22 protein-coding genes are annotated in these 22,312 nt (G+C 42.8%); 4 read left to right on the top strand and 18 right to left on the bottom strand.

Annotation, left to right across the window (positions count from 1 at the left end; genetic code table 11):
* Positions 1–52 precede the first annotated feature (52 nt).
* From upp to ACVX3R_RS06515, 3 genes are all read right to left on the bottom strand, one after another.
* Positions 53–682: a uracil phosphoribosyltransferase gene (gene upp, locus ACVX3R_RS06505; protein ID WP_000515972.1), complete on the bottom strand. Its 630-nt coding sequence runs from the start codon at positions 680–682 to the stop codon at positions 53–55.
* Between the two features lie 88 nt (positions 683–770).
* Positions 771–1,238, bottom strand: coding sequence for a deoxycytidylate deaminase (locus ACVX3R_RS06510; RefSeq protein WP_000136990.1), 468 nt, complete (start codon positions 1,236–1,238; stop codon positions 771–773).
* 18 nt (positions 1,239–1,256) lie between these two features.
* The gene (locus tag ACVX3R_RS06515; protein WP_458794616.1) at positions 1,257–1,814 is read right to left on the bottom strand and encodes a TetR/AcrR family transcriptional regulator; all 558 of its coding nucleotides are present in this window, start codon (positions 1,812–1,814) and stop codon (positions 1,257–1,259) included.
* 124 nt (positions 1,815–1,938) lie between these two features.
* On the opposite strand from ACVX3R_RS06515, the gene ACVX3R_RS06520 reads away from it, so the two are divergent.
* Genes ACVX3R_RS06520 through ACVX3R_RS06530 form a run of 3 tightly spaced genes read left to right on the top strand, consistent with a single transcriptional unit; the run spans position 1,939 to position 4,492 of the window.
* The gene (locus ACVX3R_RS06520; RefSeq protein ID WP_458794617.1) at positions 1,939–2,784 is read left to right on the top strand and encodes a DegV family protein; all 846 of its coding nucleotides are present in this window, start codon (positions 1,939–1,941) and stop codon (positions 2,782–2,784) included.
* 57 nt (positions 2,785–2,841) lie between these two features.
* Positions 2,842–4,017 carry a BaiN/RdsA family NAD(P)/FAD-dependent oxidoreductase gene (locus ACVX3R_RS06525; protein WP_458794618.1) on the top strand — a complete coding sequence of 392 codons (1,176 nt, stop codon included), beginning with the start codon at positions 2,842–2,844 and terminating at the stop codon, positions 4,015–4,017.
* 19 nt (positions 4,018–4,036) lie between these two features.
* Entirely contained in the window at positions 4,037–4,492 is a 456-nt protein-coding gene (locus tag ACVX3R_RS06530; protein ID WP_458794619.1) for an NUDIX domain-containing protein, read from the top strand.
* 26 nt (positions 4,493–4,518) lie between these two features.
* Here the strand turns inward: ACVX3R_RS06530 and ACVX3R_RS06535 are convergent, their stop codons facing one another.
* Complete coding sequence (locus ACVX3R_RS06535; protein ID WP_458794620.1) at positions 4,519–5,259, bottom strand: MerR family transcriptional regulator; 741 nt, start codon at positions 5,257–5,259, stop codon at positions 4,519–4,521.
* 253 nt (positions 5,260–5,512) lie between these two features.
* Between ACVX3R_RS06535 and ACVX3R_RS06540 the strand changes: the two genes are divergently transcribed.
* Positions 5,513–6,853: a sodium-dependent transporter gene (locus ACVX3R_RS06540; RefSeq protein WP_458794621.1), complete on the top strand. Its 1,341-nt coding sequence runs from the start codon at positions 5,513–5,515 to the stop codon at positions 6,851–6,853.
* Positions 6,854–6,893: 40 nt separating this feature from the next.
* Here the strand turns inward: ACVX3R_RS06540 and manA are convergent, their stop codons facing one another.
* From manA to murD, 14 genes are all read right to left on the bottom strand, one after another.
* On the bottom strand, positions 6,894–7,838 hold the full coding sequence (manA, locus tag ACVX3R_RS06545) for a mannose-6-phosphate isomerase, class I (RefSeq protein ID WP_458794622.1): 945 nt from the start codon (positions 7,836–7,838) through the stop codon (positions 6,894–6,896).
* A gap of 119 nt (positions 7,839–7,957) precedes the next feature.
* The gene (locus ACVX3R_RS06550; RefSeq protein ID WP_458794623.1) at positions 7,958–9,397 is read right to left on the bottom strand and encodes a 6-phospho-beta-glucosidase; all 1,440 of its coding nucleotides are present in this window, start codon (positions 9,395–9,397) and stop codon (positions 7,958–7,960) included.
* A 131-nt stretch (positions 9,398–9,528) separates the two neighbouring features.
* Positions 9,529–9,789: a SemiSWEET family transporter gene (locus tag ACVX3R_RS06555; RefSeq protein WP_458794624.1), complete on the bottom strand. Its 261-nt coding sequence runs from the start codon at positions 9,787–9,789 to the stop codon at positions 9,529–9,531.
* Positions 9,790–9,994: 205 nt separating this feature from the next.
* Complete coding sequence (locus ACVX3R_RS06560) at positions 9,995–10,342, bottom strand: VOC family protein (RefSeq protein WP_458794625.1); 348 nt, start codon at positions 10,340–10,342, stop codon at positions 9,995–9,997.
* Between the two features lie 109 nt (positions 10,343–10,451).
* On the bottom strand, positions 10,452–12,227 hold the full coding sequence (gene spxB / locus ACVX3R_RS06565; protein WP_458794626.1) for a pyruvate oxidase: 1,776 nt from the start codon (positions 12,225–12,227) through the stop codon (positions 10,452–10,454).
* A gap of 326 nt (positions 12,228–12,553) precedes the next feature.
* On the bottom strand, positions 12,554–14,776 hold the full coding sequence (locus tag ACVX3R_RS06570) for a heavy metal translocating P-type ATPase (protein WP_458794627.1): 2,223 nt from the start codon (positions 14,774–14,776) through the stop codon (positions 12,554–12,556).
* A 9-nt stretch (positions 14,777–14,785) separates the two neighbouring features.
* The gene (locus ACVX3R_RS06575) at positions 14,786–15,157 is read right to left on the bottom strand and encodes a cupredoxin domain-containing protein (protein WP_049511580.1); all 372 of its coding nucleotides are present in this window, start codon (positions 15,155–15,157) and stop codon (positions 14,786–14,788) included.
* 10 nt (positions 15,158–15,167) lie between these two features.
* Positions 15,168–15,563 (bottom strand): CopY/TcrY family copper transport repressor, encoded by a 396-nt coding sequence (locus tag ACVX3R_RS06580; protein WP_458794628.1) that lies wholly within the window; start codon positions 15,561–15,563, stop codon positions 15,168–15,170.
* Between the two features lie 124 nt (positions 15,564–15,687).
* On the bottom strand, positions 15,688–16,863 hold the full coding sequence (gene lctO / locus ACVX3R_RS06585) for an L-lactate oxidase (protein ID WP_458794629.1): 1,176 nt from the start codon (positions 16,861–16,863) through the stop codon (positions 15,688–15,690).
* Between the two features lie 243 nt (positions 16,864–17,106).
* Positions 17,107–17,739 (bottom strand): orotate phosphoribosyltransferase, encoded by a 633-nt coding sequence (gene pyrE, locus ACVX3R_RS06590; protein ID WP_268716481.1) that lies wholly within the window; start codon positions 17,737–17,739, stop codon positions 17,107–17,109.
* Between the two features lie 39 nt (positions 17,740–17,778).
* Positions 17,779–18,474 (bottom strand): orotidine-5'-phosphate decarboxylase, encoded by a 696-nt coding sequence (pyrF, locus tag ACVX3R_RS06595; RefSeq protein WP_458794630.1) that lies wholly within the window; start codon positions 18,472–18,474, stop codon positions 17,779–17,781.
* Between the two features lie 246 nt (positions 18,475–18,720).
* Positions 18,721–19,869 (bottom strand): cell division protein FtsQ/DivIB, encoded by a 1,149-nt coding sequence (locus tag ACVX3R_RS06600; protein ID WP_458794631.1) that lies wholly within the window; start codon positions 19,867–19,869, stop codon positions 18,721–18,723.
* Between the two features lie 9 nt (positions 19,870–19,878).
* The gene (locus ACVX3R_RS06605) at positions 19,879–20,937 is read right to left on the bottom strand and encodes a UDP-N-acetylglucosamine--N-acetylmuramyl-(pentapeptide) pyrophosphoryl-undecaprenol N-acetylglucosamine transferase (RefSeq protein WP_458794632.1); all 1,059 of its coding nucleotides are present in this window, start codon (positions 20,935–20,937) and stop codon (positions 19,879–19,881) included.
* A gap of 1 nt (position 20,938) precedes the next feature.
* Positions 20,939–22,291 carry a UDP-N-acetylmuramoyl-L-alanine--D-glutamate ligase gene (gene murD / locus ACVX3R_RS06610; RefSeq protein ID WP_458794633.1) on the bottom strand — a complete coding sequence of 451 codons (1,353 nt, stop codon included), beginning with the start codon at positions 22,289–22,291 and terminating at the stop codon, positions 20,939–20,941.
* Positions 22,292–22,312: the final 21 nt, after the last annotated feature.

Raw genomic sequence — 22,312 nt, forward strand, 5'->3', positions numbered from 1 at the left:
CCTCCTTTCAAGTTAAAAACGAACTTCTAGTTTCAATATTTACTTTGGAATTTTATTTGGTACCGAACAAGCGGTCTCCAGCATCTCCAAGACCTGGAACGATATAACCGTGTTCGTTCAAGCGTTCATCCAAAGCCGCTGTAAAGATCTCTACATCTGGGTGTGCTTCTTGAAGAGCTTTCACTCCTTCTGGAGCAGATACTAGGCAGACAAACTTGATATTTGAAGCGCCTCGTTTTTTAAGCGAATCTACAGCCAAGATTGCTGAGCCACCTGTTGCCAACATTGGATCAACGACAAAGATTTGACGTTGGTCAATATCCTCAGGCAATTTCACCAAGTATTCAACTGGTTGAAGGGTTTCTTCATCACGGTACATACCGATGTGTCCAACTTTTGCTGCTGGAACTAGATTCAAGAGGCCATCTACCATCCCGATACCTGCACGCAAGATTGGGACAATCGCCAATTTTTTACCAGCCAATTGTTTTTGAACGGTCTTTGTGATAGGTGTTTCGATTTCCACATCTTCAAGTGGAAGATCACGAAGTACTTCATATCCCATCAACATTGCAATCTCATCTACTAGTTCACGAAAAGCTTTTGTAGAAGTGTCTGTACGACGCAAGATTGACAATTTGTGTTGAATGAGTGGATGATTAATGACTTCAATTTTTCCCATTTTCTGAGTTCCTTCTTTCAATTTATTCTTCTTATTATATCAAAAAACGGTTTAAAAAGCTTTCTAAACCATTTATTTTTATTAATTTTTAGATCAAATCTGCCTCTTGGAGAGCTGTCTGAACAGTCTCTAATGGTAAATGGGTTAACTCGGTGCCTTTTTCATGATAAAGGTACTGGGCATAGTCATCCATTCGGTACTGGTTGATATAAACCACGCGCTTACAACCAACTTGAAGCAGTTGTTTGGTGCAGTTCAGGCACGGAAAATGGGTCACATAGGCTGTAAATCCTCTGGGAACCCCTCGCTCAGCCCCTTGGAGAATAGCATTAACCTCGGCGTGAAGGGTTCGGACACAGTGTCCTTCAATGACTAGACATTCGTGGTCAATACAGTGCTCCGTTCCAGATACAGAACCATTGTAACCTGTTGAAATGACCTTATTATCCTTGACTAGGACAGCTCCCACCTTGGCACGTTTACAGGTCGAACGATTGGCAATCAGTAAAGCCTGGGCTGCAAAGTACTCATCCCAAGCCAGTCTTTTTTCTGTCATAAGTCTTCTCCTTATCCCCTATTTTTTGAAAAATGGCAAGCGTAAATCTGCAATCTTTTCAGCTGGAACCTTCATGCCATCCTTGATCCATTTGAGCAGTACCGATACGATGGCAGAACTCCAAAAGGAATGAAGGTAGCTACTAACGCCTTTTGAATTTCCGTGGTATTTTTCCAGAAATTCCTGCATGGCTTGGACGAAAATCTTCTCCAAGTGGTAGTCCAGAGCAAGTTGGATAACCTTGGCTTCTTTCTTGGCTGCCCGGAAAAGGTGAACCCAGACTAGATAAAGGTCTGTTTTGACATCGTAATGGCTCAACTGTTCCATAATATTGTGGACACTGCGTTTAAAGACGCCTTCTAAAATCTCTTCTTTGGAGTCATAGTTACGATAGAAGGCAGCGCGTGAGACACCCGCCCGCTTGACCAACTCTGATATACTAATCTTAGCCAAGTCTTTTTTCTCCAGAAGTTGCAAAAGAGCAGTCTCAATCGCTTCTCTAGTTAAAAAATTGGATTCTTGATTTGATTTTCTGAGATTTTCAAGAGATTTTTTAGATATTTTACGTTCAGACATAACAATTTCTTTCTACTTGTGACAACAGAGAGGTAGTACTTTTGTTTCAAGGGCTTTCATGATATAATTGTAAAAAAAGACAGAACCTTTGTCAATGTATAAGTGACAAAGATGGAGAATTTCTATGACTTGGAAGATTGTAGCTGACTCTGGTTGTGATTATCGTCAACTGGCAACTCCTGCTATTGATACTGAATTTGTTAGTGTTCCTTTAACCATTCAAGTAGCTGATCAGGTCTTTATCGATGATGCCAAACTTAACATTGACCACATGATGGAAACCATGTATGCGACTTCTGAGGCTTCAAAATCAGCTTGTCCTAGCCCCGATGATTACTTGCGTGCATTTGAAGGTGCTAAGCATATCTTTGTCGTTACTATCACCGGTACTCTTTCAGGTAGCCATAATAGTGCTCAGCTCGCTAAGAATATCTACCTTGAAGAACACCCTGACACTCAGATTCATGTAATCGATACATTGTCTGCAGGTGGTGAGGTTGACTTGATTGTCGAAAAAATCAATGACTTGATTGATCAAGGACTTTCTTTTGAAGAAATTGTTGAAGCTATTACAGCCTACCAAGAAAAAACGAAGTTGCTCTTTGTTCTTGCTAAAGTTGATAACTTGGTCAAAAATGGCCGTTTGAGTAAGCTTATCGGTGCAGTTGTTGGCCTTCTCAACATCCGTATGGTTGGGGAAGCAAGTGAAACTGGAACCCTAGAACTACTCCAAAAAGCGCGTGGACCCAAAAAATCTCTTCAAGCAGCCTATGAAGAACTCATCAAAGCTGGCTATGCTGGTGGTCGAATTGTCATGGCTCATCGCAGTAATGAAAAATTCTGTCAGCAATTGTCAGAACGCTTGCTAGAAACCTTCCCACAAGCCAATATCAAAATCATCCCGACGTCTGGTCTCTGCAGTTTCTATGCAGAAGATGGCGGTTTGTTGATGGGATATGAAATTAACTAAGATTATGAGCAACAAGAGATGCCAAGCATCTCTTGTTTTTTGTGGTACAATAGAGCTATGAAACATTTTGATACTATTGTCATCGGTGGTGGACCTGCTGGCATGATGGCTACAATTTCCAGTAGCTTTTATGGTCAGAAAACTCTTCTCATCGAAAAAAATCGAAAACTTGGCAAAAAATTAGCTGGAACAGGCGGTGGTCGTTGTAATGTAACCAACAATGGAACTTTAGATGACCTAATGGCTGGAATTCCTGGTAACGGGCGCTTTCTATACAGTGTCTTCTCTCAGTTCGATAACCATGATATTATCAACTTTTTTACGGAAAATGGAGTCAAACTTAAGGTCGAGGACCACGGACGCGTCTTTCCTTCTAGTGACAAATCTCGGACCATTATCGAGGCGCTAGAAAAGAAAATCACTGAACTCGGTGGTCAAGTTGCTACTCAAACGGAGATTGTTTCGGTTAAAAAGATAGACGACCAGTTTGTCCTCAAGTCCGCATACCAAAGCTTCACTTGTGATAAACTCATTGTCACAACAGGTGGTAAATCCTATCCTTCCACTGGTTCGACTGGTTTCGGTCACGAGATTGCCCGCCATTTTAAGCACACCATTACCGAGCTTGAAGCCGCTGAAAGTCCTTTGTTGACCGATTTTCCACACAAAATGCTTCAGGGGATTTCGCTTGACGATGTGACCTTAAGCTATGGCAAATATGTCATCACCCACGATCTGCTCTTTACCCACTTTGGTCTATCCGGTCCTGCTGCTCTGCGTATGTCTAGTTTTGTCAAGGGTGGGGAAGTTCTTTCACTGGATGTTTTGCCTCAACTTTCTGAGAGCGACTTGGTGGCATTTCTAGAAGAAAATCGGGAAAAATCCTTGAAAAATGCTTTAAGAACCTTATTGCCAGAACGCTTGGCAGAATTTCTTGTGCAAGGCTATCCTGAAAAAGTCAAACAACTGACTGAAAAGGAACGCGAACAACTTCTCCAGTCCATCAAGACCCTCAAAATCCCTGTGACTGGCAAAATGTCTCTTGCCAAGTCCTTTGTCACCAAAGGCGGTGTCAGCCTTAAGGAAATCAATCCCAAAACCCTGGAAAGTAAGCTCGTTCCCGGCCTCCACTTTGCTGGCGAAGTCATGGATATCAATGCCCACACGGGTGGCTTTAACATCACTTCTGCCCTCTGTACTGGCTGGGTGGCAGGAAGTCTGCATTATGATTAAAGATAAAAGGTTGTGAAAAATGAACAGAAAAGAAACAGTCGAATTTGTCAATATGTGTATGATAAAAAACGGAGATAAGGTTCTGGTTCAAGATCGAGTTAATCCTGACTGGCCTGGCATTACTTTTCCTGGTGGTCATGTTGAACGTGGCGAATCCTTTGTCGATGCTGTCATTCGTGAAGTGAAAGAAGAAACTGGTCTGACCATTTCCAAACCCCAACTCTGTGGTATCAAAAACTGGTACGATGACAAGGATTATCGTTATGTAGTCCTCTTTTACAAAACAGAACACTTTTCTGGTGAACTCCAGTCTTCAGACGAAGGGAAGGTTTGGTGGGAAGATTTTGACAATCTATCTCATCTAAAACTTGCAACCGATGATATGTCCGATATGCTTCGTGTTTTTTTAGAAGACGATTTAAGTGAATTCTTTTACTACAAAGACGGTGACGACTGGCTTTATGAACTAAAATAAAAATCGGAAAGATTTCCTTCCGATTTTTATTTTGTCTGAGTTCGTACATAGTGGACAATGACATCTGATGTGTACTGGGCTGTCCCAGATCCAAATTTGTCAATGTTTTCCTTAAACTCTGGGTTATAGACGTAGCCTTTACCGATATGACCGAACACCTCAATAGAGCAGTCGAATCCATAAGTTCGAATGGCTTGCAAGAGCTTAGCTGCTTGCTCTTGGTTTTCAGCTGCTGTTGCAGGTAAACCAGCTTGAAGATTTTGTCCCAAAGTTTGAAAGACTTGGTTAAAGGCGGCCGTAGACTCATCTTCACGACCCTTTTGTCGCTCGAGGGCTTGATCCATGACTTCTTGTCCATATTTCTCTACCGCCTCTTGGTGGTATTTTTGATTGTCTTGATAGCTAAATCCAGTGAATTTTTCCTCAATCGTCATTTTTCTTTCTCCTTTTTGTTCTTGAATAGTTTTTTGCAAGGTGGAAATCAAGGTATCCAGATGTTGCCTTTCTCGAGTTAGATAGTCCAACTGCCTAGTCAAATGGGGCAATAAATCTGTCCTTTCTTCCTTTAATAGCTCTGCTATTTTTTCTAAAGAAAAGCCTAGGTATTTATAATACAGAATGACCTGAAGACGTTCCAAATCCTCCTGACTGTAGGTTCGATAGCCGTTTTCCGACTTTAAGGGAACCAAGAGCCCTATCTTATCGTAGTGATGCAGGGTCTTAACAGAGACACCTGAAAGCTGCGCAGCTTCTTTTATATGGTACATGATTTCCTCCTTACAAGAAATAGTATAACCCCTCCCCTTAGGTCAGAGTCAAGCGTTTTTGCGAAAATTTTTTAACTTTTTGAGAAAGGTGTGAAAACTTGAAAATGGTTTTCTTGACAGACCTTAGAAAACATGATAGGATAGTCAAGTCTATCAATCAAACAGAAGGCTCATAAAGAGCCATTGAGAGAGGGCTATTTGACAACTCAAGTAGCCTTTTCTTATTTTAAAAAACGAGATTGGAGTTTCAACTATGTCAGAAAAATCGCAATGGGGATCGAAACTGGGCTTTATCCTAGCATCTGCTGGTTCAGCCATCGGACTTGGAGCCGTTTGGAAATTTCCCTACATGACTGCTGCTAATGGTGGGGGAGGCTTTTTACTAGTCTTTCTCATTTCCACCATTTTAATCGGTTTCCCGCTCCTGCTGGCTGAATTTGCCCTTGGCCGTAGTGCTGGCGTTTCCGCTATCAAAACCTTTGGAAAACTGGGCAACAATAACAAGTACAACTTTATCGGTTGGATTGGTGCCTTTGCCCTCTTTATCCTCCTCTCCTTTTACAGTGTTATCGGTGGATGGATTCTAGTCTATTTGGGCATTGAGTTTGGGAAATTGTTCCAACTTGGCGGAACGGGTGATTATGCTCAGTTATTTACTTCAATCATCTCAAATCCAGCTATTGCCCTAGGAGCTCAAGCCGCCTTTATCTTATTGAATATCTTTATTGTATCACGTGGGGTTCAAAAAGGGATTGAAAGAGCCTCAAAGGTCATGATGCCCCTGCTCTTTATCATCTTTGTCGTGATCATTGGGCGCTCTCTCAGCTTGCCAAATGCCATGGAAGGGGTTCTCTACTTCCTCAAACCAGACTTTACAAAACTAACTAGCGCTGGTCTCCTCTATGCTCTGGGTCAATCTTTCTTTGCCCTCTCACTAGGGGTGACAGCTATGCTGACCTATGCTTCCTACTTGGACAAGAAAACCAATCTGGTCCAGTCAGGGATTTCCATCGTAGCCATGAACATCTCGGTATCTATCATGGCAGGTCTAGCCATTTTCCCAGCCATGTCATCCTTCAATATCCAGTCTGAAGGGGGACCAATCCTGCTCTTTATCGTCCTGCCACAACTCTTTGACAAGATGCCTTTTGGAACTATTTTCTACATCCTCTTCCTCTTACTCTTCCTCTTTGCGACGGTTACTTCTTCTGTCGTGATGCTGGAAATCAATGTGGGCAATATCACTAATCAGGACAACCGCAAGCGTGGCAAATGGAGTGCTATTTTAGGGATTTTAACCTTTATCTTCGGGATTCCTTCAGCCCTATCTTACGGTGTCATGGCGGATGTTCACATCTTTGGGAAAACTTTCTTTGATGCTATGGATTTCTTGGTTTCCAATCTCCTCATGCCCTTTGGAGCCCTCTGCCTTTCTCTCTTTACAGGCTATATCTTTAAAAAGGCTCTTGCTATGGAGGAACTCCATCTTGATGAAAGAGCCTGGAAACAAGGACTTTTCCAAGTCTGGCTCTTCCTTCTTCGTTTTATCATTCCAATCATCATCATTGTGGTTTTTATTGCCCAATTTATGTAATCAAAAAGGACTTGAGTAGTGAACTCAGGCCCTTTCTTTTTTATGGATGACTAACAATCAATTCCAAGCCTTGCCCTTCCAAGGTCCAAGATTCAACATCACTTGGTAGGATAAAGTGGCTACCTTTTTGGATTGGATAGTTTTTCCCGTCAACAGTCAGGTGACCTTGACCAGATAAGACACTCAACAGGCTATAGTCAGCTGTCTTTTCAAAGTCAACTTTTCCAGTAATTTCCCACTTGTAAACTGCGAAGAACTCGCTAGAAACGAGGAGTGTAGAACGCAGGTCATCAGCTTTGACAGTCACAGGACGGCTATTTGCAGGCTCGCCAATGTTCAAAACATCGATGGATTTTTCAAGGTGAAGTTCACGCAAGTTGCCATTGTCGTCCTTGCGGTCAAAGTCATAGACACGGTAGGTGGTGTCACTAGACTGCTGGGTTTCAAGAATCAAGATGCCTGCACCGATAGCGTGCATGGTACCACTTGGCACATAGAAGAAATCTCCAGCCTTAACTGGCACTTTTGTCAGTAAGGCATCCCAGTTCTTGTCTTCGATTTGCTGGCGGAGTTCTTCTTTTGATTTGGCATTGTGACCGTAGATAATCTCTGATCCTTCATCCGCTGCGATAATGTACCAACACTCTGTTTTCCCTAGCTCGCCTTCATGCTCTAGTCCATAAGCATCATCTGGGTGAACTTGGACACTGAGCCAGTCGTTGGCATCCAGAATCTTGGTCAACAGCGGAAATACAGGTTCTGGACGATTGCCAAACAACTCACGATGCTCTGCATACAAAGTAGCTAGGTCTGTTCCCTCGTAGCGACCATTGGCAACCTTTGAAACCCCATTTGGGTGGGCTGAAATAGCCCAGTATTCTCCGATTTTTTCACTTGGGATATCGTAGCCAAACTCATCACGTAGCTTGGTTCCACCCCAGATTTTTTCTTGCATAACTGATTGTAAAAATAATGGTTCTGACATCTTATTCTCCTGTCTATGTTTCTCACTTCATTATAGCAAAAAGCTTGATCTAATTGAACTCTTTTTCCTATCTTATAAAGTAGGGAGAAGATTTTGTAAAAATAGTGAACAAATGTGCTCTACTTAATACTTGCACCATTGCTGGTAATGACATTCTTGTACCAGTAAAAGGATTTCTTCTTGCTCCGTTTGAAACTTCCTTGACCTGCATTATCACGATCCACATAGATAAAACCATAGCGCTTGTTCATCTCGCCTGTTCCAGCTGAAACTAGATCTATACAACCCCAAGTCGTATAACCAAGCAATTCAACGCCATCTTGGTAAATAGCATCTCGCATAGCCTTGATGTGGGCTTCTAGATAAGCAATCCGATAGTCGTCCGCTACATAGCTATTTTCATCCGGCGTGTCCATAGCACCGAGTCCATTTTCTACGATGAACATAGGCTTTTGATAACGATCCCAGATGGCATTGAGAGTGATACGAAGCCCCAGTGGGTCAATCTGCCAACCCCATTCAGAAGATTCCAGATAGGGATTTTTGATAGAAGCAAAGACATTTCCAGCTGTCAGATCCCTCACTTCTGGATCGCCTGAAGCCACTCGGCTCGCATAATAAGAGAAGGAAACAAAATCAACAGTGTGATTCTTTAACAAGTCCAAATCTTCTGTCGACATTTCAATCTTAATTCCCTCACGCTCCCACTGCTTCTTGGCATAGTTTGGGTATTCCCCACGCGCTTGAACATCAATGAAAAAGTAACCCTTACGGTCTTCTTCCATGGCTGCCCAGTAGTCTCTCGGATGGGCAGTGTTAGGATAATATTGCCCTGCTGCCAACATACATCCCACCTTGTTTTCTGGGTCAATTTCGTGGGCAATTTTAGTCGCCATAGCCGAGGCTACCAGCTCATGGTGAGCTGCTTGGTATTTGACTTGCTCTTGATTTTCCCCCTCTTCAAAACAGATCCCGGCTCCTAAAAAGGGGGCATGCAGAATCATATTGATTTCGTTGAAGGTGAGCCAGTACTTGACCAAGCCCTTGTAACGGGTAAAGAGGGTGCGACAGAGATTTGCGTAAAAGTCCAACATGCGACAATTGCGCCAACCACCGTACTCCCTGATTAAGTGCATGGGGCAGTCGAAATGCGTGATGGTCACCAGAGGTTCAATTCCATACTTGTGGCATTCCTTAAATAAATCCTCATAAAAAGCTAGACCAGCTTCATTTGGCTCTGCTTCGTCACCTTGAGGAAAAATCCGAGTCCAAGCAATGGAAAGTCGATAGGTTTTAAAGCCCATTTCTGCAAAAAGCGCAATATCTTCCTTATAATGATGGTACATATCAATGGCTTCCTTTGCTGGGTAAAAATAGCCCTCCTCAAAAGAAAACATCTTTTTCTGACCTGTGATAATGGCTTCACGGTCAGATCCAATCGGTACCACATCAACATTAGCAAGACCACGGCCATCTTGATTATAAGCCCCCTCACATTGATTAGCTGCCGTTGCACCACCCCAGAGGAATCCTTCTGGAAATTGTAGTATTTCTGTCATCACTTTACCTCGCTTGATTTGCTAATTCTAGTATACCATGAAAAGGAGTGAAAGTTTGGAACTCTCTGGATAATGAGAGCACTAAACTTACTTTTATATATACGAAAAAAAGACTGAAACCAGTCTTCTTTTTAAATCAAAGCTGTGATAGCCGTTACTAGGCCAAAAACGATACCTGGCGCATTAGCAGCCGCAAGGGGAATATCTCTTTCTTTCTTGAAAAGACCGTAACAAACCCATAGACTACAGTTGATAGCTGCGACCAAGGGTTGGATGAAGTTTCCTTTTTGACCAGACAGGTTGTTCATGATTTGTGGGAAGTAAGAGACATACATCATAACGGACATGAAGGTCGCTACCCAACCCAAAATTTTCATTTGTTTTTCAGACATTTTCAAAACCTCTTTTATCTTTACTGAATCTTATTTTATAATCTTCTCACAAAACTATCAAGTTTTTTAACCTTTTATTAGAATAATGTAAACTATCGCAGTCTGGTGATAAGAAAAAGACCGGATTGCTCCGATCTTTCAATAATTCACATCCTCAATTTCTGTTTTAAAAATAGCTAAGGTTAACGTCAAATGACTACGCGCCCTACTTCATACGATAAAAATCAATCACTAAACCAGCAGGGCCTTTAACTAGTAGCGATTCCGTTCCCCAATCAGTTACAGCTGGACCGTATAAAATGTCGGCACCAAGCTCTTTCAACCGTTGATAATTCTGGTCTACATCCTCAACCTCGATGTGAAGAATGATTCCTGACTGAAAGTTTTTCAAAGGAATCAAATGACTTTGTGACAACATGAGACAGTGACTGCCAATCGTAAACTGAGCAAAACTGTCATCAACATAATCGGCTTTTTTATCCAAAATACGCTCCAAGTCAGCACAGACTTGAGGAACATCTGAAACGATGATATCTAATTGATTTAAATTCATTTACTATCCTCCATAAAAAGACCGGATTGCTCCGATCTTTTCAAGTTCGACTCTAGAAAATCAAAGAATAAAATCTACAAAGTTTACATTTGATTTTCGACGAGAGGAATTATTTGATTGCGCGTGATTGCAATCCTTCTTCTTCCAAGAAGAGGCGGAATGGTACGAGTTCTTCTGCTTCGTATTTTTCCTTGAAGGCTTTGATTGCTTCTTCTGAGTGAAGTTTTGGATCCAACTCAAGTACTTCTACTGGAAGTGGACGGTGTTGCGTGATGCGAGCATCGATAACAACAGTTTTACCTTCTTTGTTCAATTTAACAGCTTCTGCAACAACTGCATCGATGTCTTCGATACGGTCAACTGTAAATCCAACAGCTCCTTGCGCTTCAGCGATTTTCGCGTAGTCCGCGTTAGGGAAGTCACAACCAAACAAGTGTTTGTTTGTGTCTTCGTATTTGTCCTTGATGAAGGCATATTTACCATTTGAGAAGACAACGTTGATAACTGGAAGGTCGTATTGAACGTTTGTGATAACGTCTGGGTAGCACATGTTGAATGCACCGTCACCCATGATGTTCCATACTTGGCGATCTGGATTGTCTTTCTTAGCAGCGATACCACCAGGAAGGGCAATACCCATTGTCGCAAAGAGTGGAGATGTACGCCACATGTTCTTAGGTGTCATGTGAAGGTGACGAGTAGATGTTTGAGTAGTGTCACCTACGTCGATTGAGTAGATAGCGTCTTGGTCAGCATGTTTGTTGATTGCATTGTAAACTTGGTACAATTGCAATTCACCCTCAGTTTTACCTTCGAGTTTGTTCATGTAATCACGCCAGTTTTGGTTGTTCTTAACGTTTGCACGCCACCATGGAGTAGACTCAACTGGGTTTACTTTATCAAGGATAGCTTTCGCTGCTTGACCTGCGTCACCAAGGATTGAAGCGTCAAGGGCATGACGTTTACCAAGTTTGTAAGGGTCAATATCGACTTGGATGAATTTTTCAGTGTTCTTGAAGGCTTCGTAAACTTCAGCAAATGGGAAGTTTGAACCAAGGAAAAGAACTGTGTCTGCTTCAAAGACCACTTCGTTGGCTGGTTTCCAACCAACACGGTAAGCAGAACCTGTCAAACCTTCATAGTTCCATTCAAAGGCTTCAAAGTTTTTACCAGTTGTGATGATTGGTGCTTTGATTTTACGTGACAATTCAGTAATCACTTCACCTGCTTTAACACCACCGTAACCAGCGTAGATAACTGGGCGTTCAGCATTGTTCAAGATTTCAACTGCTTTGTCAATTTCAACTTCGTTCAAGGCAGGAGCGATGAATGAGCGTTCGTATGAACCTGAACCGTAGTATGAGTTTTCGTCGATTTCTTGGAAACCAAAGTTTACTGGGATTTCAACAACAGCTGGACCTTTTTTAGAAACTGCAGCACGGCAAGCTTCGTCGATTACTTTTGGCAATTGCTCAGCGTAAGCGACACGTTTGTTGTATACAGCGATACCGTTGTACATTGGGTTTTGGTTAAGCTCTTGGAAGGCATCCAGGTTGAGTTCGTTAACTGGACGTGATCCAAGGATAGCAAGGAATGGAGTGTTATCCATAGCTGCATCGTAAACACCGTTAATCAAGTGAGTCGCACCTGGACCACCTGAACCAACTGCAACCCCGATTGAGCCGCCAAATTTAGCTTGCATAACCGCTGCAAGAGCACCTGTTTCTTCGTGGCGAACTTGCAAGAAGCGGATATCTTTGTCTTCAGCCAAAGCGTCCATCAATGAGCTGAGTGTTCCTGATGGGATACCGTAGATTGTGTCTACGCCCCATGTTTTCAATACGTTGAGCATTGCTGCAGATGCAGTAATTTTCCCTTGAGTCATAATGATAACTCTCCTTCAAATATTTTTAAAATTTGATAAATCCGTTTTCATATACTAATTGGAAACGTTTCAGCAAATTTTTACTCTACTACTTTACCACATTTGTTTTTGGTCTCCTAAGAATGTGCTCAGAAGTTTTTAGTCTCTATTACAGTACAGTTTGAAAACGTTTTTAGTCTCTGTTTTATAATAAGAATCAATGAAAATCAAAGAGCAAACTAGGATACTAGCCGCAGGCTGCTCAAAGCACGGCTTTGAGGTTGTAGATAAAGCTGACGTGGTTTGAAGAGATTTTCGAAGAGTATAAAAAGCGAGCAAGCTCGCTTTTAGTCTATTTTACTAAAGTTTAGCATGAGTGAACTGGTTAAAACAGATACAGAACTAAAGGCCATAGCTAGACCTGCCAGTTCTGGATTGAGGGCCAATCCAATTCCTGAAAAGACTCCTGCTGCAATCGGAATTCCGATGACATTGTAGATAAAGGCCCAGAAGAGGTTGAGCAAGATACGATTGAAGGTTTTCTTGCTCATATCAAAGGCACGAACCACTCCTGTCAAATCATTGTGAGTAAGAATAATCCCTGCCGACTCAATGGCAATATCGGTTCCTGCGCCCATGGCAATCCCGACATCTGCTACACTGAGAGCTGGCGCATCATTGATACCATCTCCGATAAAGGCTACTTTACCAGCCTGTTGCAGTTGATGGATTTCATGCGCTTTTTCTTCTGGCAAAACACCAGCAATGACCTCTTCGATACCGATCTGATCTGCAATAGCACGCGCCACGCCTGCATTATCTCCTGTTAGCATGACTGTTCGGAGACCACGTTTTTTCAGCTGACTGATGGCGAGCTTGGCATTTCCCTTTGGAATATCTTGTAGGGCAAGCAAGCCTTTTATCTCATTGTCAACAGCCAAGAAAACAACTGTCTTAGCTTCTTTTTCCAGTTCCTCTAGTTTTTCTTGATAAGTGCTCGAAATATCCATGCCATCTAGCATTTTAGCATTTCCAAGCAAGACTTGTTTCCCATTGATTTGCCCTGAAACACCTTTTCCATGCAAGGCTTGGAAATTTTCTACAGTATGAAGCTCAAGTCCTGCTTCAGTCGCTCGCTTGACAATGGCTTGAGCCAATGGATGCTGAGAGGCGTCTTCTAAAGAGGCAGCTAAGCCGAGCACTTCTATCTCGTCGCCAATGATATCAGTGACCACTGGTTTTCCTTCCGTCAATGTCCCTGTTTTATCAAAGACGAGAGTTTGCACTTTCTGAATTTCTTGTAAAACCGTTCCATTCTTGAGGAGAACGCCCATTTTGGCACTCCGCCCTGTTCCCACCATGAGGGCCGTTGGTGTTGCAAGACCTAGGGCACAAGGGCAGGCGATAATCAAAACTGCCACCCCATAAAGTAGAGAGGTCACAAAGCTAGCCCCAAGCAAGACAAACCAAACCCAAAAAGTCAGAATCGCTAAGATGACAACTGCTGGGACAAAAATCCCTGAAATTTTATCCGTCAAGTCCTGAATCGGTGCTCGGCTGGTCTGAGCTTTCTTCACAAAATCCACAATCTGTGCCAAGACCGTCTCTGAACCAACCTTTTCTGCTTTAAAAACAAGAGTGCCACTGTTATTGATGGTGGAGCCAATGACGGTATCTCCAACTGTTTTGTCCACTGGCAGGCTCTCACCTGTAACAATAGATTCGTCAATACTGGACACACCTTCGACTACAACACCATCAACCGCAATCTTTTCTCCAGGACGCACCCGAATCAGGTCTCCTACCTTGACTTGGTCCAAGGGAACTTGGACATAGCGATCCTCACGCAAGACTTCTGCTGTTTTAGCTTGCAAATCCAGTAATTTCTCCACAGCTTGGGAAGTGTTTTTTCGCATTTTCTCCTCAAAAACTGCCCCCAAAAGAACGAAGAAGAGGATAAATCCAGCACTTTCAAAGTAAACAGGGAGACCAGCAAAGAGAGCAACTAGACTATAAAGATAGGCTACTAGAGTTCCCAGTGCCACCAAGGTATCCATGTTGGCATTGTGCTTTTTAAAGCTGGCCCAAGCACTCTGAATATAAGAACCACCTGCTACCAGCATAATAGGCGTTGTGGCTAAAAAGGTGCCCCAATGCATGACTGGGTGACTGATAGTCCCTGTCAACATCCCAAGCATGAGGAAAACAAGAGGCAGGGTAAAGATGCTAGTAATCCAAAAACGTTGCAAAAGTGACAAAGATTTTCGCGTCTTCTCAACTACGGTATAGCTTCCCTTTTGCATCTTCATCCCACATGAAAATTCATGTTGACCTAATTCTTGAGGTGTAAAACGAATTGTCTTCTCCTCGTCCACACCGATTGGTTCTAGAATACCTTCTTCTTCAAAAAGAATTTCCTTGTAACAGTTTGAAGGAGTGGCACGATGAAAGGTAATCTCAGCCGGAATCCCTTTTTGGAGCTGGATATGGGCTGGATGATAACCTTTTTCAGCTGTGATACGGATTTTTTGAATGCCATTTTCTAGGCTTGCTTTCACAATTTCTGTCATCATTTCCTCCTACTCTACAATCATCTTACCGTGCATCATGTTCATACCACATGCAAAGCCAAACTCTCCAGCCTGCTCAGGCGTGATTTCCACTACATACTCTTCACCCATTGGAAGATCCGCATGCACACCAAAGTCTGGAAAGACGATCTGATCTAGACAGGGTGACGGGTCCTTACGATCAAAGACAATGCGGGCTGGCACTGATTTTTTAAGAATAATCAACTCAGGCGTATAGCCCCCCATGACCTCCACTCGAATCTCTTGGTAGCCCTTTTTTTGCTGGGCCTTTTGTCCAGACTTTTCAGGCTTTTTGAAAAACCAAAACAAGATAAACGCGATAAGGGCAATACAAATAATGGTTACAATACTATTTAACATGACGTCTCCTTTATATGCAATTACATTTTACTTCAGCAACTGCGCTAGCTTTTTTCTCAGAAATCACAGCTTCCAAGTCTTCCAAGTCAGCCAAAGTGAAATCACATTCCACAATCAAATCAGCCAACAAGTTCTTAATCCTACGAGAACAAACCTTGTCTTTGATATCTTGGACAAGCAAGTCTCGACTTTGATCCAGAGTTAAAAGGGCTGAATAAATAAAGGACTTGCCCTCTTTTTTCCTGGTCAAGCACTCTTTCTCAACCAGACGAGCCAAAAGGGTCTGAACCGTGGACTTGGACCAGTCAAACCGCTCTGCCAGAACCCTGATTAAATCCGTACTGGTCTGTTCCCCCTGCATCCAAACAATCTTCATAACTTGCCATTCTGCATCTGAAATCTGCATTAGCATCCCTCCAAAATCTACATTTGTCAATTACTATTATCAGTATACCCCAAAAATCTACATTTGTCAACTATAAAAATTGATTTTTATATAACACTAGAAATGTTAAACACATTCCAAAACATCAAAAACCTCCACATAAGGTGGAGGCCGTCTTCATTATCAATACAATTTTTAAGTCACGAGGGTAAACGGGGAAGGTTGGGTTGTATGGGTTATGACGGAGTTTGAAGTGTTTGACATCCTCAATAGTCTGAGTTCCAGATAATTGCATGACCGTCTTCAATTCTGCATTTAAGTGCTCAAAGACTTGACGCACACCAACACTACCGCCGAGAGCCAAGCCATAGATAACCGGGCGGCCAATAGCTACCAAGTCTGCTCCTGAAGCCAAGGCTTTAAAGACGTGCTGACCACGACGAACACCAGAGTCAAAGACAATTGGCACACGTTTATCAACTGCTTCAGCCACTTCTTGAAGCGAGTCAAAGGATGCCGGTCCACCGTCGATTTGGCGGCCACCGTGGTTGGTTACCCAGATACCAGAAGCACCTGCGGCAAGCGAACGTTCAACGTCTTCACGGCATTGTGGCCCCTTGACATACACAGGAAGACCTGAGTATGTAGCGATAAATTCGACATCGCGTGGAGACAAGCGTTGTTTGGCTGATTTGTAAACAAAGTCCATTGATTTTCCAGCACCTTCTGGCAGGTATTCTTCAACAATTGGCATACCAACGGGGAAGACAAAACCATTGCGCTTGTCGACCTCACGATTGCCCCCTACAGTTGCATCTGCCGTCAAGACAATCGCTTTGTAGCCTTCAGCCTTCACACGGTCCATGATATGGCGGTTGATACCGTCATCCTTACTAAAGTAAAATTGGAACCAATGAGGTGTCCCTTGAAGGGCTTCTGTAATTTCTGGAAGGTCAACGGTAGAGTAGGAACTAGTTGTATAGAGAGAACCAAATTCATGCACACCACGCGCAGTAGCTACTTCCCCCTGCTCATTTGCCAATTTATGAGCCGCAACAGGCGCCATAATGATTGGTGAAGATAATTTTTCACCTGCAAATTCAATCTCTGTACTTGGATTTTCAACATCACAAAGTGTATGTGGAACAATAAGTTTGTGGTTAAAGGCACGGATGTTCTCGCGTACAGTGAAAGTATCCTCTGCTCCACTAGCGATATAACCAAAGGCAGCTTTAGGAATGACTTGTTGCGCCATTGGCTCCAAATCATAAGTGTTAATAAAATCTACAGGTCCTTCTGCATTGCTTGTTTTATATGACATAAAGTGTCCTCCTTATTAAGTAAGCGTTTACTTTTTTCTTACATAAATATCTTAACCCTTTTTCAGATTCCTTTCAAAAAATTTGTCTGGAAATTTCAAACTGATTATCTGAATATGCCCCAAAAAAGAGAGGACTCTCATTCTACCATTATCCTATATTCTTCTTTACCCTTAGGAACCTTTGTTTTATTGCCCACATATAAAAAATCAGGTAATCCTAGTGACTACCTGATTTTCTATGTTTTAAGCGTTTTGCCAATTTTCTTGGTCTTCTTTAAAGCGTTTTAGGAGAGCGAGTCCTTCTGGTGTGATGTAACCTTCTTCTTGTGCTAGGTGGATGAGCTCACTGTAGTTAGAAAGTGTCACCAATTTAACACCAGCGTCTGCGAAGTTCTTATCTGCTTTTGGCAATTGATAACTGAAAATCGCTACGACACCAAGAACATCCGCCCCTTCACGTTTGGCAGCTGCCACAGCTTCAAGAACAGAACCACCAGTTGAAATGAGGTCTTCAACAACAACCATCTTTTGACCTTGAGCTACACGGCCTTCGATTTGGTTGCCTGCTCCATGGTCTTTTGGTTTGCTGCGGATGTAGGCAAAAGGCAAGTTCATCTTGTCAGCGATGATAGCTCCGTGTGGAATTCCTGCTGTCGCAGTTCCTGCAACCACTTCTACTTCTGGAAATTCTGCTTTAATAGCTTCCACAAAACCATTTTCAATTAGGGTACGAGTCTCTGGATAGGCTAGCGTCACACGGTTATCAGTATAAATCGGCGATTTGATACCAGATGCCCAAGTGAAAGGCTCTTCTGGTTTGAGGTAAACGGCTTGGATTTTCAAGAGGTGGCTAGCAATATCTTTAGCAAGTGTCATAATATTCTCCTTTTGTTTTTATAATCTATTTCTTTAATTTCAGTCTTGATTCCATTCATCCTTGATAGCATGATAAGCTGCAACAGGATCCTCAGCTTGGGTAATGGGACGTCCTACTACGATATAGTCACTACCGATTTGATAAGCATCCGCTGGCGTCATGACGCGTTTTTGGTCTCCAACCGCAGCTCCCGCTGGACGAATTCCCGGTGTCAGACAGATAAAATCTGGATTGGTGGCTTCTTTGATGAGTTGCACTTCCTGAGCCGAGCAAACGACACCGTCCAAGCCCGCTTCAGCTGTCTTCTTAGCATAGTGAATCACAGACTCTTGCAGACTGGTTTGGATATTTTGAAAATCCTGCATCTGGCTTTCCGACGTTGATGTAAGCTGGGTCACAGCGATCAATTTAGCTTGTGTCCCAAGACCTTCACGCGCAGCCTTCATCATCTCTACACCACCAGCAGCATGAACATTTGTCATGTCCACACCAAGCTGAGACAAGACCCTCATAGCAGATTTGACTGTATTGGGAATGTCATGTAGCTTGAGGTCCAGAAAGACACTATGCCCCAGTGACTTCAAATAACGGACAACTTCTGGACCTTCCGCATAATAAAGCTCCATCCCTACTTTTAGATAAAGACTTTCTTCTGCTGGGAAAAGAGATAAAAATTCCTTGACCGCCTCAAAACTAGGAAAATCAAGAGCAATAACTGGACGATGTTCACGCATACTTTTCTCCTTTTACCTTTGCAAGCAAGAGAGTATGGTCAAAAACAAACCACGAAAAAAGGAACCTGCCAACAGCAAGGTTCCACGAAAAATGGGTAGCCTCCACCCTTTCACCGTCTAACCTTAGCTGCCTCTCTGGACTGCTTTAAAGGTTTTTTTCTATTCTATTATTTATAGTAGGACTTGTCAAGCAAAAACTTGAAACTGGACTTCTATACCATTCAAAAATCAAGGGGAAAAGTTAGTCTACCGACTCTGTGATTGCTGGCTCGTTTGACTTGGACTTCCCTGTTCTTCTTGTTTTTTCTTTTCTTCTTCCTGTTTTTTCTTCTCAGCTTCCTTTGCCTCTTGCTTGGCTTTTTCTTCCGCTTCTTCTATCAGCTTATCCGCTATGGTATAGCTGTATGCCCCAGCCTCCATATCGACCACACTCGGTTCTGTCAATTGTGGCTTGATTTTGCTGTAATAAGGCAATTTCTTGCTCAATTCTGACAAGGGAACCAAAATCTCATCTGTATCTAGCATAGTAATTTTCAAAAGATCTGCAGTTGCCTTACTTGGGGCTAGTTCGATCTTCTGGATCTGACTCTTTATGCCCTCACCGATGCTAGAAAGACCCGTCATCAAATCCTTCACCTGCTGCTCATCGTTAAAGGTAACTGTTAGGTAGGTCTCAGGCAGGTTCAAAAGGTTGACAGGGCTTGAGTCAATTGTTCCACTAGATAGGATTGGATAGTGGTCTTCACCTGTCACATAGTAGCCAACAATCTCAAACTCTTTGACTTCAATCGTAAAGTTTGTCGGAAATTTGTAGTCAATCTTTGCTGACTCTATCCAGTGATTAGACTTGATCTTCTCAGCGTGCTTCTCCTTGTTCAACAACAAAGCCAGAGTATAATCACTATCCTGAATCCCAGAAATCTGTTTAATGTCATCCGCTTGGGTCTGGACATTTCCCTTAACCTCGATATGCTTGATAGTCGAAAGAGGGGTCAAGAGATAGATAGAAAGGAGGAGAACCAGAACACTCGGTACCAAGATACTCATAGCTCGCCAAATATGAACAGGTGCAATTTTAGGTTTGGCTGGTTTCTCTGGTTTTTCTTTTTTCTTCTTTTCTTCTTTGACTTTAGGATCATCCTTTTTAGATTTTTCTTCTTTTTCGGATGGTTCCTCGTCTGGAACAGTTTCGTTCTGGTCGGAATCACTTGATGACTTCTTACTTCCCTCTAACGACTTAGAGTTTTTCCCCATTCGAGCTTGTTTTTCCTTTTCCTTCTCCTCAGCTAGGGCAGCTTCTTCCTCAGCCTTTTTTTTCAGGTATTCCTGGTTCCGTTTCTGCCATTCAGACAATTCTTTCTTAGGGCTTGATTCTTTTTTCTTATCCTTTGACATTGATATTCCTTATGATAGGTCTTTTCTTAGTAAATCGTAAAAATCCGCAAGAGATTTCAATTCAGTCGAAGCTTTCATGCTAGCTTGGTACTGATCCTTGTGACTAAGCAAGTGGCTGAGTTTCTCCTCCAAGCTTTCCAAAGTCAAGTCACTTTCTTGAAGTTCTTCTGCGTAGCCTTTCTTAACAAAGTAGGCTGCATTTTCAATCTGGTCTCCTCGACTTGCTTCACGACCCAATGGTACGATGAGATGGAGTTTCGCCATGGCCAAGAGTTCGAAAATCGTATTGGCACCACCACGCGTCACCACAACATCTGCCATCTCCATCAAAGGTTGATAGAGATCCGTCACATAATCAACACGAAAGAGATTTTGACTCAACTCATTGAGGCTTGAATCTCCAGTGAGATTGATAATATTGTAGCGCTCTGTCAGTTCTTGCTTATGATCTGTCACCAATTGGTTAAAGACACGAGCTCCTGCAGAACCACCGACAAACAATACCGTTGGCAATTTAGGATCAAAGTGGGTTTGGATATCTACCAATTCATCTGGTTCTGGAGTTTTTTGGTCCGAAACCTTGGTGACAGCTCCCACATGCTCAACTTTTACGAGACCAGCAGCCTGTTCAAATGTTGAATACATCTTGGTCGCAAATTTATAGGCGATTTTATTGGCCAAGCCCATAGACAGGTCAGATTCGTGAATAAAGACTGGCACTCCTGACACCCGCGCTGCTATAACCGGCGGTACAGAGACAAATCCTCCCTTAGAAAAAAGAGCCTGTGGACGCAGTCGTAACATGATAAAGAGCGATTGGACAATTCCCCAACCAACTTTAAACACGTCCAGCATATTTTGCCAAGAGAAATAGCGACGCAACTTCCCAGTCGCAATAGAATGGAAGGTAACATTTAAGCCTGATTTGAGGATTTCTTGGTGTTCGATTCCATGTTTATCACCAATATAGTGAACTTCCCAGCCGTCTTCGATGAACTTAGGCATTAACAAAAGGTTGAGGGTAACATGTCCAACCGTTCCCCCACCTGTAAAGACAATTTTTTTCATATTATTCCTTTAACTCCGCTACTGTGTCGATGAAAAGATCTCCACGTACTTCAAAGTTAGCATACATATCCCAGCTAGCATTGGCAGGACTGAGAAGAACCACGTCTCCTTGAGTCGCGAGCTCATAGGCCTTGCGGGTCGCATCTGCAATATCTGTCGCATCCACATAAGCCACACCAGCCTTATCTGCTGCCCGTTTGACACGTTCTGCAGACTGACCGAGGATGACCATCTTCTTGAGCCCAGTAATATCTGGAACCAATTCATCAAACTCATTGCCACGGTCCAAACCACCTGCAATTAAGATAACCTTGCTGTTGTCAAATCCTGACAAGGCTTTTTGAGTGGCCAGGATATTGGTTGATTTGCTATCGTTATAGAATTTGACCCCCTTGATTTCATCCACAAATTGGAGACGGTGTTTGACACCACCAAAGGATGAAAGAGTTTCTTTGATGGTTTGGTTGTCTACACCACGGAGCTTGGCTACTGCAATGGTCGCAAGGGCATTTTCTACATTGTGGCTACCTGGAACTCCGATTTCACTAGCTGCCATGACCACTTCCCCACGGAAGCAGAGTTGACCATCTTCCAGATAAGCCCCATCAACCTTTTTCAATGTTGAAAATGGAACAACAGTGGCTTGTGTTTTGCTAGCCAATTCTTTTGCCAAATCTTGATTAAAGTTCAAGACAAGGAAATCATCCGCTGTCATCTTGTTCTGGATATTCCACTTAGCCGCCACATACTCCTCAAAAGAACCATGATAGTCAATATGAGTTGGCATGAGGTTGGTAATAACCGCAATCTCAGGATGGAATTCTTGAACACCCATCAGCTGGAAAGAAGAAAGTTCCATGACGAGCGTGTCCTTGGCTGTCGCAGTTTGAGCCACTTGACTGGCAGGATAGCCGATGTTCCCTGACAAGAGACCGCGTTGACCAGCAGCAGTCAAAACTTCCCCAATCATCGTCGTTGTGGTTGTTTTCCCATTTGAACCAGTGATACCGATAATTGGCGCTTCCGAGATCAAGTAAGCCAACTCCACCTCAGTCAAGACTGGAATTCCCTTTGCCAGAGCCTTCTCAATCATCGGATTGCTATAAGGGATACCTGGATTTTTCACCATCAGAGCGAAATCTTCATCCAATAATTCCAAAGGATGGCCACCAGTGACAACCTTGATTCCCTCTTCTAGCAAACTTTGAGCAGCAGGATTTTCCTCAAAAGGCTTGCCGTCATTTACTGTCACAATGGCACCCAGCTTGTCTAGCAAACGGGCCGCAGACTCACCAGACTTGGCCAAACCTAAAACAAGTACTTTCTTATTTTTAAATTGATCGATTAGTTTCATGTCTCAAACTCCATTTCTACT

This window comes from Streptococcus sp. 517s, assembly GCF_054445985.1.

What these genes read in the sequence shown, in the direction of transcription:
- upp (WP_000515972.1), bottom strand. Translation starts at nt 682, where the DNA reads ATGGGAAAAATTGAAGTCATTAATCATCCACTCATTCAACACAAATTG.
- ACVX3R_RS06510 (WP_000136990.1), bottom strand. Translation starts at nt 1,238, where the DNA reads ATGACAGAAAAAAGACTGGCTTGGGATGAGTACTTTGCAGCCCAGGCT.
- ACVX3R_RS06515 (WP_458794616.1), bottom strand. Translation starts at nt 1,814, where the DNA reads ATGTCTGAACGTAAAATATCTAAAAAATCTCTTGAAAATCTCAGAAAA.
- ACVX3R_RS06520 (WP_458794617.1), top strand. Translation starts at nt 1,939, where the DNA reads ATGACTTGGAAGATTGTAGCTGACTCTGGTTGTGATTATCGTCAACTG.
- ACVX3R_RS06525 (WP_458794618.1), top strand. Translation starts at nt 2,842, where the DNA reads ATGAAACATTTTGATACTATTGTCATCGGTGGTGGACCTGCTGGCATG.
- ACVX3R_RS06530 (WP_458794619.1), top strand. Translation starts at nt 4,037, where the DNA reads ATGAACAGAAAAGAAACAGTCGAATTTGTCAATATGTGTATGATAAAA.
- ACVX3R_RS06535 (WP_458794620.1), bottom strand. Translation starts at nt 5,259, where the DNA reads ATGTACCATATAAAAGAAGCTGCGCAGCTTTCAGGTGTCTCTGTTAAG.
- ACVX3R_RS06540 (WP_458794621.1), top strand. Translation starts at nt 5,513, where the DNA reads ATGTCAGAAAAATCGCAATGGGGATCGAAACTGGGCTTTATCCTAGCA.
- manA (WP_458794622.1), bottom strand. Translation starts at nt 7,838, where the DNA reads ATGTCAGAACCATTATTTTTACAATCAGTTATGCAAGAAAAAATCTGG.
- ACVX3R_RS06550 (WP_458794623.1), bottom strand. Translation starts at nt 9,397, where the DNA reads ATGACAGAAATACTACAATTTCCAGAAGGATTCCTCTGGGGTGGTGCA.
- ACVX3R_RS06555 (WP_458794624.1), bottom strand. Translation starts at nt 9,789, where the DNA reads ATGTCTGAAAAACAAATGAAAATTTTGGGTTGGGTAGCGACCTTCATG.
- ACVX3R_RS06560 (WP_458794625.1), bottom strand. Translation starts at nt 10,342, where the DNA reads ATGAATTTAAATCAATTAGATATCATCGTTTCAGATGTTCCTCAAGTC.
- spxB (WP_458794626.1), bottom strand. Translation starts at nt 12,227, where the DNA reads ATGACTCAAGGGAAAATTACTGCATCTGCAGCAATGCTCAACGTATTG.
- ACVX3R_RS06570 (WP_458794627.1), bottom strand. Translation starts at nt 14,776, where the DNA reads ATGACAGAAATTGTGAAAGCAAGCCTAGAAAATGGCATTCAAAAAATC.
- ACVX3R_RS06575 (WP_049511580.1), bottom strand. Translation starts at nt 15,157, where the DNA reads ATGTTAAATAGTATTGTAACCATTATTTGTATTGCCCTTATCGCGTTT.
- ACVX3R_RS06580 (WP_458794628.1), bottom strand. Translation starts at nt 15,563, where the DNA reads ATGCAGATTTCAGATGCAGAATGGCAAGTTATGAAGATTGTTTGGATG.
- lctO (WP_458794629.1), bottom strand. Translation starts at nt 16,863, where the DNA reads ATGTCATATAAAACAAGCAATGCAGAAGGACCTGTAGATTTTATTAAC.
- pyrE (WP_268716481.1), bottom strand. Translation starts at nt 17,739, where the DNA reads ATGACACTTGCTAAAGATATTGCTAGCCACCTCTTGAAAATCCAAGCC.
- pyrF (WP_458794630.1), bottom strand. Translation starts at nt 18,474, where the DNA reads ATGCGTGAACATCGTCCAGTTATTGCTCTTGATTTTCCTAGTTTTGAG.
- ACVX3R_RS06600 (WP_458794631.1), bottom strand. Translation starts at nt 19,869, where the DNA reads ATGTCAAAGGATAAGAAAAAAGAATCAAGCCCTAAGAAAGAATTGTCT.
- ACVX3R_RS06605 (WP_458794632.1), bottom strand. Translation starts at nt 20,937, where the DNA reads ATGAAAAAAATTGTCTTTACAGGTGGGGGAACGGTTGGACATGTTACC.
- murD (WP_458794633.1), bottom strand. Translation starts at nt 22,291, where the DNA reads ATGAAACTAATCGATCAATTTAAAAATAAGAAAGTACTTGTTTTAGGT.